This window comes from Nostoc sp., from assembly GCF_036917675.1.
Classification (GTDB): Bacteria; Cyanobacteriota; Cyanobacteriia; order Cyanobacteriales; family Nostocaceae; genus Nostoc.
Map to the genome: position 1 here is coordinate 39,016 of NZ_JBALCT010000069.1, position 16,654 is coordinate 55,669.

Annotated in this window: 13 protein-coding genes and 1 pseudogene; 10 read left to right on the plus strand and 4 right to left on the minus strand. The window is 40.7% G+C overall.

The window, feature by feature from the left end; genetic code table 11:
* Nucleotides 1-333 precede the first annotated feature (333 nt).
* The 7 genes from V7K31_RS26875 (at nt 334) to V7K31_RS26905 (ending at nt 9,131) form a co-directional block, all read left to right on the plus strand.
* The gene (locus tag V7K31_RS26875) at nt 334-3,090 is read left to right on the plus strand and encodes an Eco57I restriction-modification methylase domain-containing protein (protein WP_335098488.1); all 2,757 of its coding nucleotides are present in this window, start codon (nt 334-336) and stop codon (nt 3,088-3,090) included.
* A 203-nt stretch (nt 3,091-3,293) separates the two neighbouring features.
* Nucleotides 3,294-3,836 (plus strand): GAF domain-containing protein, encoded by a 543-nt coding sequence (locus tag V7K31_RS26880; protein WP_442941390.1) that lies wholly within the window; start codon nt 3,294-3,296, stop codon nt 3,834-3,836.
* A 139-nt stretch (nt 3,837-3,975) separates the two neighbouring features.
* Nucleotides 3,976-4,365: a VOC family protein gene (locus tag V7K31_RS26885; protein WP_335098490.1), complete on the plus strand. Its 390-nt coding sequence runs from the start codon at nt 3,976-3,978 to the stop codon at nt 4,363-4,365.
* Nucleotides 4,366-4,595: 230 nt separating this feature from the next.
* Nucleotides 4,596-6,335 (plus strand): Dyp-type peroxidase, encoded by a 1,740-nt coding sequence (locus V7K31_RS26890; RefSeq protein WP_335098493.1) that lies wholly within the window; start codon nt 4,596-4,598, stop codon nt 6,333-6,335.
* A 13-nt stretch (nt 6,336-6,348) separates the two neighbouring features.
* Nucleotides 6,349-6,483 (plus strand): hypothetical protein, encoded by a 135-nt coding sequence (locus V7K31_RS26895; protein ID WP_335098495.1) that lies wholly within the window; start codon nt 6,349-6,351, stop codon nt 6,481-6,483.
* Between the two features lie 77 nt (nt 6,484-6,560).
* A complete protein-coding gene (locus V7K31_RS26900; protein ID WP_335098498.1) occupies nt 6,561-7,793 on the plus strand; it encodes a class I SAM-dependent methyltransferase in 1,233 nt (410 codons plus the stop codon).
* 459 nt (nt 7,794-8,252) lie between these two features.
* Nucleotides 8,253-9,131: an NAD(P)-dependent oxidoreductase gene (locus tag V7K31_RS26905; protein WP_335098500.1), complete on the plus strand. Its 879-nt coding sequence runs from the start codon at nt 8,253-8,255 to the stop codon at nt 9,129-9,131.
* Between the two features lie 109 nt (nt 9,132-9,240).
* Here V7K31_RS26905 and V7K31_RS26910 read toward each other — a convergent pair whose 3' ends face one another.
* From V7K31_RS26910 to tnpA, 3 genes and pseudogenes are all read right to left on the minus strand, one after another.
* On the minus strand, nt 9,241-11,316 hold the full coding sequence (locus V7K31_RS26910; protein WP_335098502.1) for a chromosome segregation ATPase: 2,076 nt from the start codon (nt 11,314-11,316) through the stop codon (nt 9,241-9,243).
* Nucleotides 11,317-11,470: 154 nt separating this feature from the next.
* On the minus strand, nt 11,471-12,376 hold the full coding sequence (gene hslO, locus V7K31_RS26915) for an Hsp33 family molecular chaperone HslO (RefSeq protein WP_335098504.1): 906 nt from the start codon (nt 12,374-12,376) through the stop codon (nt 11,471-11,473).
* Nucleotides 12,377-12,501: 125 nt separating this feature from the next.
* Nucleotides 12,502-12,897, minus strand: a pseudogene (gene tnpA, locus V7K31_RS26920) (IS200/IS605 family transposase).
* Between the two features lie 69 nt (nt 12,898-12,966).
* Between tnpA and V7K31_RS26925 the strand changes: the two are divergent.
* The 3 genes from V7K31_RS26925 to V7K31_RS26935 all read left to right on the plus strand — a co-directional run bounded on the left by V7K31_RS26925 (nt 12,967) and on the right by V7K31_RS26935 (nt 15,728).
* A complete protein-coding gene (locus V7K31_RS26925; RefSeq protein ID WP_335098506.1) occupies nt 12,967-14,196 on the plus strand; it encodes an RNA-guided endonuclease InsQ/TnpB family protein in 1,230 nt (409 codons plus the stop codon).
* A gap of 96 nt (nt 14,197-14,292) precedes the next feature.
* Nucleotides 14,293-14,679, plus strand: coding sequence for a hypothetical protein (locus V7K31_RS26930; RefSeq protein ID WP_335098509.1), 387 nt, complete (start codon nt 14,293-14,295; stop codon nt 14,677-14,679).
* Nucleotides 14,680-15,533: 854 nt separating this feature from the next.
* Nucleotides 15,534-15,728 (plus strand): hypothetical protein, encoded by a 195-nt coding sequence (locus V7K31_RS26935; protein WP_335098511.1) that lies wholly within the window; start codon nt 15,534-15,536, stop codon nt 15,726-15,728.
* Nucleotides 15,729-16,123: 395 nt separating this feature from the next.
* Here the strand turns inward: V7K31_RS26935 and V7K31_RS26940 are convergent, their stop codons facing one another.
* On the minus strand, nt 16,124-16,600 hold the full coding sequence (locus V7K31_RS26940) for a hypothetical protein (protein WP_335098514.1): 477 nt from the start codon (nt 16,598-16,600) through the stop codon (nt 16,124-16,126).
* Nucleotides 16,601-16,654: the final 54 nt, after the last annotated feature.

Genomic DNA, 16,654 nt, shown 5'->3' on the forward strand with positions numbered 1-16,654 from the left:
ATAAGGCTTTTTGTAAAAGCATTTAAGTATTTTGATAAAGTAATTAGGTATTTTGATAAAGCAATTAGGCGTTTTGATAAAGTAATCAGCAAATATACGTGACGATTAAAAATTGTGGCTGCACAAATAAAGTCGGCGCTGAAATAAATCAATAACTTTTGGGTAATATCACTCAACCTTAATCAAAGATAAAGGATTTATAAAGGTATCAAGAGCATGGTTAAAAATTTAACTCGTATAAATAGGGTTTCTTAAAGTCTGCGCTGGCGGACTTAATTTTAGTTAAGTAAGCAAAAAGGTGATAATTATTTTTATAGTGAATTTCTCAAGGCTTTGTTTTTTGAAAGCTTTGCTAAACCTGAGATTGACCGCGATTTATCTGTTCAGGAATTGGTAGGAAAGGTTAAATACCTGAATGGTGGTCTATTTATGAAACATCATATTGAAGATAAATATGATATTTCTATAGTTGATGAGGCGTTTGGGCAAGTTCTAGATTTATTTGAGCGTTATTCTTGGAATCTGGATGATACGCCAGAAGGTAAAGATGATGAAATTAACCCTGATGTATTGGGTTATATTTTTGAAAAGTACATTAATCAAAAGGCTTTTGGAGCGTATTATACTAGACCGCAGATTACAGAATATCTCTGTGATAGAACTATTCACAAGTTAATTGTAGACCGCGTGAATGATGCACTATCTGATAAGTATAAGCCATTTGAGGATATTAATGAACTTCTGATCAAGTTGGATGTAAATCTTTGTCATCTACTAATGGAAGATATTCTTCCTAATTTATCAATTCTTGACCCAGCTTGCGGTTATGGTGCTTTTCTAGTGGCGGCGATGAAGACGCTAATTCAAGTTTATAGTGCCGTAATTGGCACTATTGAATTGATGGGTAATTGCTCTCTGAAAAATCAGCTTGAAGATATCCAAAGTTCGCATCCATCAGTACTTTATTTTATAAAAAAGCGGATTGTTTCTGATAACCTCTATGGTATAGATATCATGGAGGAAGCAACGGAAATTGCTAAACTACGTCTTTTCTTAGCTTTGGTTTCTTCTGCTCACGATGTGGAAGAGTTAGAACCTTTGCCTAATATTGATTTTAATATTATGGCGGGTAATTCCTTAATTGGTTTAATTCGGGTTGATGAAACAGCTTTTGATGCTGTGGGAAATTCACTACAAGGAAATTTATTACAGTCTTTAGCCGCAGATAATTATAAGAAAATTCTGGAAGAAAAGAATAAATCTGTTGAGTTGTACAAAAAACACGCTTTTTTACCTAAAGTCTTACCCGATACAGATACACCTCAAGAGACTCGATTGATACACCTCCGCAAAAATATTGAACAACTCAATAAAAAATCCCAAGAAAAGTTAAATGTTTTGCTGTTGGATGAGTTTAGTAAGCGTTTGGGTATTAAGTATGAGGAGGTTCAGCTAACTGGAAAATCACAGAAGCGTGTTTTGAAGGTTGAGGATATTGCAGCTTTAAAGCCGTTTCACTGGGGTTATCATTTTGACAAGGTTTTGGAACGTGGCGGTTTTGATGCAATTATCACTAATCCACCTTGGGAAGGTTTTAAACCAGATGCAAAAGAGTTCTTCGCCCAATATAATGATTTGGTGACGAAGAAGAAGATGGATATACATACTTTTGAAGAAGCAAAGGACAAGCTGTTGCAAGATAAAGAAATTGCAACCGCATGGTTGGAATACAAAAGCAGGTTTCCTCATGTAAATCTTTATTATCGTTCATCTAAACACTATCAAAACCAAATTTCTGTTGTTAATGGTAAGAAGTCAAAGACAACAGATATTAATTTGTACAAACTTTTTTTAGAGCAATGTTTTAACTTATTACATCCTGGTGCTGAATGCGGTATTGTTATTCCTAGTAGTTTTTATAATGACTTAGGAGCCAAACAATTACGTGAAATGTTATTTAGTAAGAGTAAGGTGACTGGGCTATTCTGCTTTGAAAACCGCAAAACAATTTTTGAAGGTGTTGATAGCCGTTTTAAATTTGTTGTTCTTACTTTTGAAAAAGGCGGTAACACTGAAAAATTTCCTGCTGCTTTTATGCGTCACGATGTTGGGGAATTACAAAGATTTCCAAGCAACGATAGTATATCAATAAGTATTGAGCTTATACGCCGTTTATCACCTGACTCACTTTCAGTAGTGGAGTTTAAAAATGAAATAGACTTCCATATTTCTGAAAAAATGACTAAATTCCCATTACTGGGTGAGAAAATTAAGGATAAGTGGAATCTTTCTTTAAGCCGTGAATTTCACATGACTGATGATAAGAATTTATTTAAGTCATATTCAAAGAATAGATTACCACTGTATGAAGGTAAAATGATTCATCAATTTACTCACCTATATGCTGAACCGAGATTTTGGGTAGATGAACAGGAAGGGAGAAAAGCTTTATTCCGTCGTCATAAAGATGAGTGTCAAAAATTAAATTATGAAATGTATAGATTGGTTTATCGTTCTGTAGCAGCTAGTACAAACGAGAGGTCTTTAATAGCATCTGTACTACCTCCAAAGGTTTTTTTCGGTCATTCGATGAATGCTAGCATCATTTTTAATAAAGAAAATTCACAAATAGAACAATTTATTAGTGAAGCTGAAATTTTATTTGCTATGGCTTGTTTAAACTCTTTTGTGTTTGACTATGGCATTCGGCAAAGGATTAGCCAAAATCTAACAATATTTTATATATATCAAATGCCCGTCCCACGTTTAACAAAAAACGATCGCAACTTCAACGATATTGTACAACGCGCTGCCAAGCTCATCTGCACGACACCAGAATTTGACGAACTCGCGCAAGAAGTCGGTCTAGTTTCCCATCAACAAGGCGTTACCGATGAAACAGAACGCGCTAAGTTACGCGCCGAACTCGATGGGATGATAGCACACCTTTACGGTTTAACTGAAGATGAATTTAGCTACATCCTTACGACATTTCCAATTGTTAATGCAACTGTTAAGGAAGCAGCATTGTCAGCTTACCGTAGCTTTGCTCCAATGTTTGGAGAATCAAAAATATTAGCATCTATCTAATAGCAGAAGAAAACCTCACCCTGGTTATGCTACGCAAAACCTGTCCCTCTCCTTATTAAGGAGAGGGATGTTTGTGAGGAGGGGGTGAGGTTCTAATGTTATGTTAGTTAAAATGAATTGCTGGTATAAATGCAAGAATGTGTTTATATAAGGTCTAATAAATTACTATATAAATTCAGCAGTATTTACTTAGTTGTAATTATATGACTGTGCAAATTAATTATCACTCAGATTTTAACCCGAACTGCGATCGCCGCGAACAGGGTTTGCAAAATTTGCTCGATCGCCTTATCAGAACAATGCAGCGCGATGAGTTAGTCCGGCAAACAACTAATCAACTCAGAGAATCGCTTCAGGTTGATCGGGTGGTGTTGTATTATTTTTATGGACGGTGGCAAGGACAGGTGACTTTTGAATCTTTGAGTTCTAAAGAATTCTCAATACTTGGTTCCACTGGTCCAGATGATTGTTTTAATGATGAGTATGCTGTTTTATACTTAGCAGGACGGGTAAGAGAGATCGCTGATATTCAATTAGAGCCAATCGAGCCTTGTCACCGAGATTTTCTCAGCAATATGCAGGTTCGCGCCAACCTAGTTGTACCAATTTTGATTCCCAGAGGATTATGGGGATTGCTAGCGGCACATCACTGTCAAAGTCCTCATGATTGGTCGCCATCAGATATAAAATTGATGCAAACAGGGGCGCAAACTCTCGCAACAGCCCCTTACATACTAGAAAGTTAAATATAAGACAAACCTCACCCTCAATCCCTCTCCTTAGTAAGGAGAGGGAAGCCGGAGGCGGACGAGAGTTTGTATAGCCGCGAATTCTATTTGCTCTGGCTCTTGCCAACATTAATTTTGATAATCAGGAGAAAAAACTGTGAAATTTGGTTACACGGTCATCTGGGTAGAGGATGTAGTTAAGACGGTTGAGTTTTATGAAAAAGCTTTTGGTCTAGTTCGTCGCACTCTCGAAGATCGGGGGCATTTTATCTGGGCGGAAATCGAAACCGGAAACACGACATTAGCTTTCTCCTCTAGTAGCGAAGCACAAAAGTTATTTCCTGGCGGCTTCCATGCCAACGATCCCACACAACCACCGGCATTAATCCAGATATCATTTATCACTCCTGATGTTGGCAGCGCTTATATGAAAGCGATCGGGGCAGGCGCAAAAGCATTAGATGCCCCTAAAACCCAGCATGGAGGACAAACAATTGCTCGTGTCCGCGATCTTAATGGTGTGCTGGTGTCGTTGGTGAGTGGTTAGGTAGTAAATTGTCTTTTAAAATTTTAATTTGGCGTTGGACAGAATTGATTGGGCTGGCGATCGCGATCGCTTGGGCAAGTTGCTATAACCATGACAAGAATAAATAGAATTCCTGCATAAATCGCTTACTTACGTCGGATAATTTAACACAGGTTCCCAACAGGGATACCTGATTTCATCTTTCCATTTTGCAATAGCCAATAGGCTTTACCATAAACAGAATTTTGATTATGACACAAGAAATAATTCGTGAAGCACCTGCTCCTGATCCGTTAGAAGGTCAACAAACAAACACATTCTTCTACGTCCCTGCGCCTAATGAGCCTGTTCTCAATGTCAACAACATTCAAGGCAACATTCTCGGTGGATTCAATAAAGACTACCAGGCGCTCTTGTTCCTTGAAATTGAAAATCCAAATGCCTTCAAGCAGTGGCTTGAGTCACAAATCGACTTCATTGCCACCGCCTCAGAAGTGATTGCCTTCAACCGCCTATTCAAGTCTTGCAGAAAACGACGAGGACGAGAAGGCACTGTTAAGGCAACCTGGGTCAATATAGCTTTCTCCTTTGAGGGGCTGAAGAAACTAACCAATGATGCCGATGCATTTAAGGATACATCCTTTAAAGCTGGGCTAGCAAAACGCGCTGTTGATTTGAAAGACCCGGTGGATAAGAATGGCAACCCGATTGGCTGGGTTGTGGGTGGCCCGGATAATGGCAAAGTTGATCTGGTTTTGATCATTGCTAGCGACGAACGCGCGGACTTGCTGGCAGAAATTTCGCGGATCTTAGAAAGCATTGTGGCATTTACAGACGGGCAAGGCAATGCTAAAAGCAGCGGAGCCAGAATTACCTTCTTGGAAGAGGGAGCGAACTTACCCTCACCCCTGTCTGGACATGAGCATTTTGGCAACCTTGATGGAATTTCGCAACCTGGGATTCGTGGCCGGGTTGCTGATAATCCCAAAGAACTTCTCACCCCCAGGCAGAACCCAGAGAACCCAAACCAGGGCAAACCAGGACAGGATCTTCTGTGGCCAGGAGAGTTCGTTTTTGGCTATGCGGGTCAGGACAATGATGCTAAAAAGTTGGAAGATAGCAAAGGTGAGGTTGTGTCGGCAGGACTACACTGGGCGAATGATGGCTCTTACCTTGTATTCCGGCGATTGCGTCAAGATGTGTACAAGTTTCACAAGTTCTTGAACGACACTGCTACTAACCTAAATACCGACCCTCGAAAGGTGAGCGCAAAGCTGATTGGTCGCTGGCCTAGTGGTGCTCCCACTGTCCGCACGCCCGAAAAAGATGCTCCAAGTTTGGGTAATGATGATAATGCCAATAATGATTTTGAATTCAACGGTGAAGATCCACCAGATGGAAAATTTTTCAAAAACGATGTAGTTCCGCCTTCCCACGATGCAACAGGTCTGCGCTGCCCGTTTATTGCCCATACCCGCAAAACTTATCCACGCAACGACAAAACACCAGGAGGTGAAGGCCCAGCTACTGAAGAGATTGATCGCAGTGAAGTTACCACTCAAACACACCGCTTGCTCCGTCGCGGCATTCCTTATGGTAGTGTGTCTCCTTCGACACCGAACAATCCGCTACAAGATGAGAAGTTTGTTGATCGTGGTCTGCACTTTTTGGCTTATCAGACCTCGATTGTAGACCAGTTTGAGTTTGTAACCCAGAACTGGGTTAACAATCAAAACTTCAGTAAGGAGGCTGCTACCGGTCACGAGTTTGAAGGTAAATTAACTCTTGGTCACGATCCAATTATTGGTCAAAGTGGAAATAACGAACCAGGTGGCGATCGCACACGCAAGTTCTTTATCCACCTTGAGGATGACCAAAATAAACCTCAAACTAAAGAACTGACTGCACCTGAAGATTGGGTGATTCCCACTGGCGGCGGCTACTTCTTTGCACCGTCGATTTATGCTTTGAAGGAAGTATTGACAAAATAAGTATTTGATGTAGTTGGATACTGAATCATGTTGTGGCGTTAGATTGGTAGGCGATCGCATGGAACTGCAAACTTCTCAAGTTTTTTCTGTCAATGAATGCCAGCGCCATAATACAGTGATCGATATTATGGGGTTTGTAGACCGTTAGGGAAATTATGAATTATGAATTTTGTTTTGCATCATTCATAATTCATTTATTTTCTCAACTCCCCAATCTGAAATTTTATGGATTCAAATCCAGCATTGTGTGCAGCGATCGCAAATCACATTACCACTAATCCTCAACAACGAATTACTTTTGCTGAATTCATGGATATGCTATTATACTACCCTGAGCATGGCTACTATTCCAGCGATGCAGTCAAAATTGGCTTTCAGGGTGGTGATTTTTTTACCTCGCCAAACCTCTGTGCTGACTTTGGCGAGTTACTAGCAGAACAATTTTTGCAAATGTGGGAGATTTTAGGAAAACCTGTACCCTTTTCTCTGGTAGAAATGGGAGCAGGTCAAGGATTGCTGGCATTGCATATCCTCAAATATCATCAGCTACGCTACCCAGATTTTTTTACGGCGCTGGAGTACATCATTGTTGAAAAGTCCCCAACTTTAAGACAAGAACAGCAGCAACGTTTGCAAGATTTACCTGTACGTTGGTGCAATCTAGAGGATATACCACCGAATGCGATCGCAGGCTGCTTTTTTTCTAATGAATTAGTAGACGCGTTCCCCGTGCATCAATTCATTCTAGAAACGGGAGAACTCCGAGAAATTTATGTGACAATCCAACCCCCTTCCCTAGAAGATAAGGGCGAATCTTACTCCCCTCCCCTCGTAGGGGAGGGGTTGGGGGAGAGGTCAAATTTTGTATTTGTAGAAGTCACAGGGGAACCTTCAACGCCCCAACTAGCTGAATATTTGGATTTAGTGCAAATCGACTTTGCTCAAAGTCCATATCCAGATGGCTATCGCAGTGAAATTAATTTAGCTGCTCTAGACTGGTTGAGTATAGTAGCAGACCGCTTGCAGCGCGGCTATGTGTTAACAATTGATTATGGCTACCCCGCAAGTCGTTATTATAATCCCAGGCGATCGCAAGGAACGCTACAGTGTTATTATCATCATCGTTTCCATGACAACCCCTATATCAATATTGGAAAGCAAGATATCACTGCCCATGTTGACTTTACGGCTTTGTCACGCTGGGGTGAGCGGTGTAGTTTAGAGAAAGTCGGTTTTATCCAGCAGGGATTATTTTTGATGGCGTTGGGATTAGGCGAACGTATTGCAGCCCTTTCTGAGCAACAGCAATCCCTCTCACAGTTACTAAAGCGGCGGGACGCACTACACCAGCTTATAGATCCCACAGGACTAGGTGGTTTTGGAGTCCTAGTTCAGAGCAAAGGTTTGGACAAGACAGAAGTTTCTCAACCACTAAAAGGATTGACTCTGCCAGAGTAAACGTAAATTTTAAAAGTTAAAATAGCATAACAGTGATTACTATAAAGTTAAACACACTCCAAAAGTAATAATTATGAATACTCATGACCTACTAATGCTAGTAACCTTACTTACTCCAGGTATTTTACTTTCAGTGATAATTATGGCGACTTTTGCTGCTGGTGGTTGATTGCCAAGAGTTAGAGAGTAGGGAAACTTAAATGACAGAGGCAGTGACTTGATTGCTGGGGTCAATCCAGGGCTATTTCGTTCTAGACAGAAACCGCCCAGAACTGAAGTTCAGCGGCTAATAGCTAAAGTCCGTTTTAACGGACTATAACCTTTTCTTAGTCGTTTTTAGACGAATGAGTGCTATTAGACTCAGAATTCATTCTGAGGCAGACTAGATGAGAATGAAATAGCCCTGCGGTAAATCCAAAATCCAAAATTGTTTGACGCTGTACCAAAGGAACATGAAAAATGAAGGTGGCATTTCTGGGAACTGGACTGATGGGACTACCAATGGCTCAAAGGTTATTAGCCGCAGATATACAGCTAGTTGCCTACAATCGCACCCCAGAAAAATTAGCACCACTACAAGCAGCTGGGGCTGAAATTGTCACACATCCGCGCCATGCCATTCGTGCTGCTGAGTGTGTAATCCTCATGCTTACTAATGCCTCGGCCATTTATAATGTGTTGCTTTCAGATACGGCTTGGCAAACTCTGAAAGGACGCACGATCATCCAAATGGGAACAATTACTCCCACACAAAGCCAGGAAATTAGAGATGCAGTTGTTGCAGGTGGTGGTGAGTATTTAGAAGCACCCGTATTAGGGAGTATCCCGGAAGCAAAAGCTGGTAAGTTGAGTGTTATGGTAGGTGCCGAACCAGAACAATATGAACGCCACTTAAAGTTACTCCAAAATTTTGGGACAGAACCTTTACTTATCGGTCCGGTGGGATCTGCGGCGGCGCTTAAATTGGCACTAAATCAACTAATAGCTTCCCTAACAACTTGCTTTGCTCTGAGTCTAGCTTTTGTCCAGCGTCAGGGTGTCGATGTGGATGTGTTTATGCAAATATTGCGCGACAGTTCATTCTACGCACCTATCTTTGACAAAAAGCTACAACGGATGTTGGATGGCAATTATGCTAATGCCGATTTCCCCACAAAACACTTGCTTAAAGATACAGAATTGTTTATCTCGGAAGCGAAATCTCTGAGTTTGGATCTCAGCAATATTAAAGGTGTGCGGCAAATCTTGCAAACAGCCGTGAAAATGTCATTTGCTGATGATGATTACTCATCACTATTTTCTGTAATTAAAGAATGGGGAGAAGGGATCGGAGAATAAATTTTTGTAGGGGCAATTCATGAATTGCCCCTACACCGTGTAGTTTTGCGTAAGTCCTAATACACTTTGAAAATGCCGAATCAAAAGATTTTAATCGTTAATAAGGATATTACTGACCATTAATAGTCGTTGATGGTGGCAATTGTGGAGACTCAAGCTGAGGCTGAGGTTCCGGTTGCGGTTGTGGATTGAGAAATTGCTGCCAAGCCTTAATTTGCTCTTGCGCCGTACTGTAAGCAGCACTACTGCGTGGTATCGATTTGGCAATTTCAATCCCTCTGGCAATATCAGACTGACCTTGAGAGCGGGCTATTTCTAACAATTGCTGACTCCACTGGTCAATAGCCTGATTCGCATCCATACGTAAGATGCTATTGTTTGAAACCCGATCTGCCAGCCGTATTGCCTCAACTAAGGCTTCTGGCGTGCCAGCCGCCCCGACTTCCTGGGCTTTTTTCCAGTTTTCTTTGGTGCGGATTTGACCTTCCCAATCATTTATGGCAGATTGTGCTTCCCCAGAAAGCGCCCTTCCCGACGAGGCAATTTGTTGAGCTGCGCCAATGGCGGCGGTGAGATTTCCACTCTGAGCCAGTTCTTGGGCTTGATCCAAGTACGGCTGGTCTTGAATTCGCTGAATCTTTCCGATCCAAGTCCGAACTTTTTTCTGTGCTTCTGGATATAATGCCCGACCTCTACGGATTTCGCTGGCCTGAGCGATCGCAGCTTGCAAGGAGTTAATATCCTCAAATACCGCGATCTGTTCGGCGCGGTCTAAGTAAGGTTGGTCTTCAATTGTCTCTACTTGGCCACGCCAGCGACCGATCTCTTGTCTAGCTTCTGTAGCCCTAGGATTACTAGTAGGGATAAGTTCCACTTGGGCGATCGCTGCTGTTAAATTAGGGACTGTTCCCTGACTAGCCAATATTCTCGCTTTTTCTAGATTGGCAACATCTTCAATTTCCAACTGCCAACGAGCAATCAGTTGCTGTGCTTCGTTATACACTGGTCTGGAAGGATCAATTTGTTGTGCTTGGGCGATCGCAGCCTCCAAACCAGAAACATTACCTATCCAAGCACTTCTTTTCGCGTCAGCTATGTCGATAAAGTCATCTGTTTCGGTTTGTAGTTTTGCACTTTCCGGTATTTGTCTGGCAATATTCAGCGCCTCATCTGCATCCCGCTTGTCTAGTTTTGCCTGTGCCAATTCCAGCATTTTGCGTCCAAATGCCGGAATCGCTAACTGAGCTTTTTCGTAAATGTAACTTTCCTGATCTATGGATTCGGCTAGCTTGATCGCTTCTAGTAAATTATCAACTACTTTACTACTTGCTAAGTTTTCAGCTTTTCCTAACTTATCGCCATCTTCCCGCGCTGTGGCAATTAGACGATTCAATTGGTCGTATTTAGTACCCGTCCAGTATTGATTGTCTACGCGCAGCATTTTGGCGGATAACATGAATGCCGATTGCCAGTGTCGTTCCTTTACTTCGGCGATCGCACCGTTGTATGTAGCTTCTGCCTTTGACCAAATCGACTGCCATTTGCCAATTTGCTCATCGACTAATTTATGAGCAACCACGTCTTGGGGTATTTTCTGGGCAGTAGCGATCGCTTCATCTAAATTCCCAGTTTGGAAACTTTGATCGGCTAACTTCAAAATATCCCGTGACCATTCTTCGATGAAACGATCAATTTCTCCATGCAACGGGTGATTTTGTGGTAGTTGCTTCACCAGAGCGATCGCTTGCAATAGGTCGTTCACTGTCTCTTTAGAAGCCGCCAACTGAGCGCAGTGCAGCCGCACAGAAGCACTAGCTAGGGGCCAGAAAATCGAGGGACAATTAGGGGCAGCTGGCAACTTCAGCAGCATTGCTATTGCCAAGAATCCGACACTGCCGGGAATTAACATTAGCAGTACTGACCACAATACCCAGCTTCTCATCCAGCGTGGCCATTTCCCAGAACTTTTACTGAGTTGGGTAGCTTCTTCTGAATGACTATTTATAGGTAATCCTTGCGTATCGTTTTTTTTTCGCCGCTTCACTGACTTGGAGGTAGAACCAGTAGCTGGGACATCAAATGGTTGAGTTTCACCGAATTGTTCCGTTCGGGATAATCTTTTGTTTTGATCTGGCTTTTTTCCACTGGCTGAAGACCAACTGTCTGGAATATCCCGCTCTGTCATCTCTCACACCAAAATAATTGAATAGCGCTCTGTTTTAGCTTGATAATTCCATTGTTGCCATAGTAACTTTCTCGTAATTAAAAAGCTACTTTTTTGATTATCTCTCTCCACAGAATACCATTAACAATCTCAAAAATCAGTGCTATTTTATACTTTATTCTGAAACAGTAGATTCAGCTTGCAAATCGGCAATGAGTTGAGCTAAGTGATCGCTACTTGCCTGGTAAACGCTGCCGCAAAAGTCGCAAGTTGCTTCAGCACCATCATCCTTAATAATCATATCTTGCAGCTCCACTTCTCCCAACATCTTCAGTGCCCCCAAAACGCGATCGAAAGAACAACCACAGTGGAAACGCAGCATTTGCCGTTCGGGAAAGATTGCCAGCCCCATATCTCCTAACAAGTCGCTAAAGATTTCAGTCAAAGTTTTCCCTGCTTGCAACAATGGCGTAAATCCTGCTAGACCAGCAACCCGTGATTCCAATATTTCTACTAGGGCTTCGTCTCTGGCAGCTTTGGGTAATATTTGCACCAGTAATCCTCCAGCCGCAGTTACTCCAGCTGCTCCCACAAACACACCTAAAACTAAAGCTGAAGGTGTTTGTTCGGAATTCACCAGATAATGAGCCACATCATCGCCAATTTCGCCAGAAACTAGTTCAACAGTACTAGAGTAGGGATAACCATAACCGATATCCCGCACAACGTAGAGGTAGCCGCCACCAACTGCACCACCAACGTCTAGCTTACCTTTGGCATTGGGAGGCAATTCTACAGATGGATTCCCGACATATCCGCGTACCGTACCATCCAAGCCAGCGTCTACCAATATGCCACCCAAAGGCCCATCGCCCTTGACTCGGACATTAACCCTCGACCCAGTTCGCTTCATACCAGAAGCCATTAACAAGCCTGCTGCCATAGTCCGACCTAGTGCTGCTGTTGCCACATAGGAAAGCTTATGGCGTTCCCGTACTTCTTCTGTTAAACGTGTGGTGATCACACCTACGGCACGAATTCCACCTTCGGCTGCTGTTGCACGAATTAACTGATCCGCCATGAATAACCTTACATTTCTTAACAAGTTTACTTTTTCTATCTTAATGGAGCAAGAGGACTCCCGTTACAGTCGCAAACTTAACGGAAGATGAATTGCGACCAACTAACAAATAAAGCAACAGCGTTTCATTGTTTGGGTTGCTGCTGGTTCTCAACGTAATGTTTTAATTGCTGAACTGTCACACCTTTACAACTAGCGACAAAGTACGCATCAGTCCAAAGATAAGGCTTGTTATAAAAGTATTTTTGAGCTAGCCAGGGGAATTCTTTGCGAATTAATCGGATACTCACTATTTTAATATTTCCAATGAGTGTTGACAGTGGTTTATCTGGTTTTTAATCGCTCAGTAGATGGACATGATCCTCTTCTCCATTGAACTTTAACAGTTCGCAATCCCACTTTTTTAGAGTATCTGTGAATATTTCTTTGAGTCTGTTTAGGATTTCTGCATTTATAGCTTTTCTACGATATTTTACCACCAATACAATGTGAATTAAGTCTGTAGACAAACCAGAAGCCATGATTATACATAGTTGACAAGTGATAGCGGTAAATAGTAGATTAGCACTACAGTTCACAAAATAATATCGATGTTGGATGTATTGAAGGTACGAATTTATCCAAACAAGGAACAGGAAACATCCTTAGCCAAAAACTTTGGATGTTCCCGCTTTGTTTGGAATTACTATCTCAATAAAACTAACAGCCAATATGAGGTGATAGGTAAGGGAATGAATTACTGCCAAATGGCTAAAGACCTTACCCAGTTAAAGAAACTGACCGACTATGAATGGCTGCAAGAACCTACTGCTGCTGTTCTCCAACAATCGCTAAAAAATCTGGAATCTGCCTTTAAAAACTTCAATGTGTTCCGAGCTAAGTTTCCCAAGTTCAAAAGCAAGCATTCCAAGCAATCAATCCGTTATCCTGAAAGTTGCTCAATTAAGAATGGTGGCGTAAAGCTTCCTAAGCTAGGTGTTGTTAAGGCTAGTATTTCCAAAAGCATTAATGGCACAGTTAAGTCTGCGACTGTTTCTAAAACAAGTACAGGTAAATATTTTGCTGCAATTCTTTTTGAGGTTAAAGACGCTTCATCTAACAAGCAGGGGAAGATATCAGGAATTGATCTAGGATTAAGCAGTCTAGTGATTGTCTTTGATGGAGAAACCTGCTACAAAGTTGACCCCATTAAACCTACTAGGAAATATGCTTTACGTTTAAGACGTAGACAAAAATCTTTATCTCGTAAGGTTAAAGGGTCTAAGAATAGGCGTAAAGCAATTAAGGCCGTAGCCAAGGTTCACGAAATAATTTCAAATACTAGGCAAGATTTCCTTCATAAACTCTCACGAAAGTTAGTTGACGAAAACCAAATCATTGTAGCTGAAACCCTTTGTATTAAAGGATTAGTGCATACCAAATTAGCTAAGTCAATTCATGATGCTGGTTTTGGTATGTTGCTTAATTTTATTGGCTATAAGCTGGAAAGAGAGGGAGGTAAACTTGTTCAAATTGACAGATTTTTTGCTAGTAGTAAGATTTGCTCTTGTTGCGGATATAAAAACAATTTGTTAAATCTCAGCATTCGTGATTGGACTTGTTTGAGTTGTCAAAATCATCACGACAGAGATGAAAACGCAGCAAAAAACTTGAGGGCAGAAGGAATTAGGATACTGTCAGCAAATACTGTGGGACACACAGAAATTCAAGCTTGTGGAGAGACTGTAAGACTCGTTGGTACTTGTGCCAAAAAGCGGGTTTCTGAGAAACAAGAATCCCCCGCTAGACTGCTTGCGGTTAGCGAGGGAGTGTCAATCTAAGTTCTCTGCTGGTAGAAAAGTGATGCCGTAATAATCACTGATTGTATTTGCAATATTAGAAATAGCAACGTCTCACCTTTAGGCAATCTTAGAAAAATGCTGGGTAATTTTCAACAAAGCCAACTGCGGATCGAAATCGAAGCATCAACTAATGCAATTCGTGATAGTCTGCTGCATCCGGTGCAACTAGAAAAATGGCTCTTAGGGCAACGCTTTGCGCCAGGAATGCCAGAAGAACTGCTTCCCGGATTCCAGTTTACTACCTGGACTGGGCCAGTCCCGATTCATCATCAAGTAGATGTTGTAAAATCCAACTGTCTCCGCTTAGTACTTAGCGGAGGCATTGACGGCTTCCACGAATGGTACTGGGGAGAAGGTTGGGTACAATCTCGCTTGGAAGGAGTTTCAATTTTGCCCTTGAATTTGGGTCAAACCCTGAGTTTATTGAGCTTGCGTCAATTTTTGGCAACTCAAGAGCGTTGAATCGACTGAACAGGGATTGGGCATGGGGCATTGGTTATTCTCTGCGTCCCCAATCCCCAGTTTAGAAACCAGAAATAATAGTTGCTGACCCAGGGGTTAACATCGGTTATATCTCTAAAAAAGAGTTAATCCAGGTTTATCTGACCAACCCTGCATAGCGCATTTTTATAGAAATACCAAATTTTTATAATTTTCCTCTAAACTTTTACTCTTTCTTCATTTATTTTGCAAATAATTTTTCTAATCAACGTAATAAAGCTTTTTTCAAATTAATAAATAATTAAGCAAAATTAAACATTTTTATATTAGTATAAATTATACAGCCTCTACTTTTTGTTGTATTAAATAATTACAAAAAAGAATTTTTTACATAAAAATACTTATTCAAAAAGGCCGAATCCCAGTTTTGAGTTTGAGAAATTCATTTAAGTACAAATTAGTATAAAAAATCTTGTTTGGTTTGCTTAATTATATGTTCAATTCTGGGAATTTTCGTTACTTTATCAGTATTAACACTTAATAATTTTCATTTATACGTTTTTTGACAAACAAAATTAAGCTTTTAGATCGCCATATTTATATCAATATATATTGATGCATGCGATTTTTTGACAAATAAAAACTGATTTTTAATTAAATTTGTATAAATGCTAACTATGTAATATCTTTCCTGAAGAGGAAGAGGTGTAAAAGATTTTTCTTTATTCAAAAAATAATTGCTTGACCTATTTAGCAAGAGCCGTATAATACTTTTAACGGCACAAACAAGTTACTAAATATACTCTTTTACGTTTATATCTATTACTTGGGAGTGACGTAACTTTAATCATCACAATCAAGCGAGAACTAAGATTATGGAAAGCACATTGTTCACTACATTAACCGCCGACGAAGAATTAAATTTCTCTGGCGGAAAGAAAAAGGTTCCCCAGAAGGCGGCAGCTAAAAAATTCTCTTTTACAGTCTTTATTATTAACTCTGTAATTCAATTTATTGGGGGAGATGCCGGAGCGGGCGGAAATGGCGGCGACGCGATCGCAAACTTATAGAGAACTGACCCTGTTAGTCTTACTGGAGGCACTGTTACGAGCAAAAATGGCTGATATGGTAGTCCAGCAGTTCAACTATCCTATTAAGGCAATAGTTAACCTTCTGAGGTTTAGTATAAGTTAGGGAAAGAATAAACGCAAAGACACGAGCAACAGCGTCTTTACTGGGATAAAGGCTCTTAAATAAAGTATCCTATTTTACCAGGTTAAGTTACTTTTGCGCCTGCCTTAATGTGCTAATTTACTTAACCGTGGCAAGCTATTAGCTATTTGTTTATAGCAATTATCTTAGCATACGTTTATTGTTCCCCACATACTTTTCTTCAACAAACTTCACAAAGTCTATCAACGGTTGCTAGTAGGCAACTGTTGATAAACTTAAGTGGTGTTTTTCACTAAACATACTGCTCACCTTGAGTAGGGAAGTAACGGTTGCTGTCAAGTGCTATTAATTCAACAGCGAGTTGAGTAAATCCTCTAACTAAATCTGATTGTTTGGCTTCGATGACTAATAAATTTTGAGGTGCTGCAATATAGTAGTCCAGAGTCCCTTTCAGATAGTCGTTGACAGCAATAGAATATTCTATATTGAGCCTCTGATTAGTTAAATCGCATACTTCAAACAAAATTGGACCAATTAAAGCTTCCCGTCTAGTAGTTTCGTTAACTAAATCAATATGAGAGAAATTACGCAGAAGTTGCTGTTGTAAAAATTGGATGTCTAAAATTTCTGATGATTCAGGTAATGTTAGATTTTTCCTTTCAACAGTGCAATTTAATTCGGCTAAAATATCATCAATCGTGAAAGGCAATTCAAAATATCGGCTGAAAGTATAAGATTCACCAACTTGGAGAATGCGGCGGGAACTCATAAAAATTTAAGCCAAATTTCTCCTCCTATTTTATACAAACTTGGTCAACTCACA